The sequence below is a fragment of the uncultured Oscillibacter sp. genome, assembly GCF_910587525.1.
Lineage (GTDB): Bacteria > Bacillota > Clostridia > Oscillospirales > Oscillospiraceae > Oscillibacter.
The window spans coordinates 1-1711 of sequence record NZ_CAJULS010000256.1; the positions used below are offsets into that span (position 1 = coordinate 1).

Sequence of the window (1711 nt, forward strand, 5' to 3'; positions counted from 1 at the left end):
GCTTTTGCAGGAGCTGGAACTGCCGCCTGTACCGCTCTGTCTCGCTGAGCTGCTGAATCGTCAAAATGGTGGCGGCGGTCATGGTCAGCGCCAGGGCCAGATAGAACAGGGGAAACGCAATGTCGGCGGTCCAGGCCGCCGCGTCCGACTCCTCCATCGCTTTGGCGCGGATGGTGTCATAGCTCCGGGTTAGGTCCTGCTCTTCCAATTTATGATGAATCTCATATAGGCCGTAGAACTGCTCTTTAGTCACTGGCTGGACCGTCTTCGCCGCGTAGGCATAGTGATGGACCGGAAGGCCCTCCGCCACATCGTCCGGCACCACAAGGGTGAACTGGGTCCCGTTGCTCGCGTTGTAGTCCTGCATCAGGTGTTCCGTATGCACACCGCCGAGGGTCAGCTGAGCGCTGCCCACAGAGAGAGGCTGGGGATAACCCGCCAGATGCTCTTCCAGGTAGGACCAGCAGTGGATCAGATAGTGCCCCGGCTCAAGCTCCGCCGGGGAATATCCCGCGATGGCCCGCAACGCCGAATAGTCGCTGTACCGCAGCACCGGGTCCCGCTCATAGTAGCGGAAATAGTCCCTCTCATGCTCTTCCACGTAGTCCAGTATCTGGCTGTCTCCGGTCTGGTAAACACGGTAGCGCAGAGACTGTTCCACTGGGATATTCGCCTGAATGGAATCGAAATAGTCCTCGCTGAGGGGCGTGTCGTCTTCACTGCCGAGGTACAGATCAAAGCAGCCGCTCTCTGCCGCCCGGCTCTCAAAAAGCCCGCGGAACATCAGTCCAGCCCCCTCGGAGATGATCGTGGCCGTGAAAACGAGGGAGATTACCGCCATGATGACGCCCATAGTGGCCAGCTTGGCAGTGAGGGTGCGGAAGATCAGCAGGTTCTGCCCCCGGTACTTCCGGGCGGGGCGCCTGGCGAAAAAGTCCGGTACTCCGGAGGCGAAACTAAGGAAAAACGCAAATAGAGCGAAAATCACGCACCCAGCTCCAATGACTGCCGGGGCCAGCACAGGCGTCATCAGCAATACGGTTCCTATGATACCCAGCACGATGGAAAGGACGAACAGTGTCCACCGGTTTTTGCCCGTCTGAATGACTGCTCCCTCGTTGACCTGGTCCACATAGATCAGGTCGTGGATGGCCGCCCTGCGGATGCGCTTCCGGCTCCGGTTCAGGGCAAAGAGGTAGATCAGCGCAAAATAGAGGACTGTCAGGCCCGCTGCCGGGAGAGATAGAGTCAAGGCAAAGCGGTAAGGCAGTCTGAACAGGGCGAATAAAACGGCCCGCAGCATCTGGTATAGCAGACTGCCCAGGGCGGCCCCCAGCACCAGGGCACAGCCGCCCACGGCCAGATTTTCCAGAAAGAACAGCCGGGCCACCTGTCGGTTCTCCAAACCGATGAGCAGATAGAGCCCCAGCTCCCGGTCTCGGCGGGAGAGCATAAAGTCTGTGGCGTAGCTCACCAGCCAGCCAAAGACGCACACCACCACAATACTGGCCAGGACCAGCGTCAGGCGGAGACTGGAGAGGCTTGCGGAGAGGCTCCGGACCTCCTGGGAGAACACCAGGCCGTTGAAGGCGTACAGCAGCGCCGCCGCCATGACTACGGTGACGAAGTATACCAGGTAATCCCGGGCCTGCCGCCGGGCGTTGCGCAGGGAGAGCTCAGATAACGTCACTGACATCACCCCCCAGCGCGG

The 1711-nt window shown here is 60.1% G+C and carries 1 protein-coding gene; it reads right to left on the reverse strand.

What is annotated here, in order from left to right; translation table 11 throughout:
* Positions 1–1696 (reverse strand): ABC transporter permease (locus QZ326_RS13210; RefSeq protein WP_365329365.1); only part of this gene is annotated, 1696 nt, incomplete at its 3' end.
* Positions 1697–1711 lie beyond the last annotated feature (15 nt).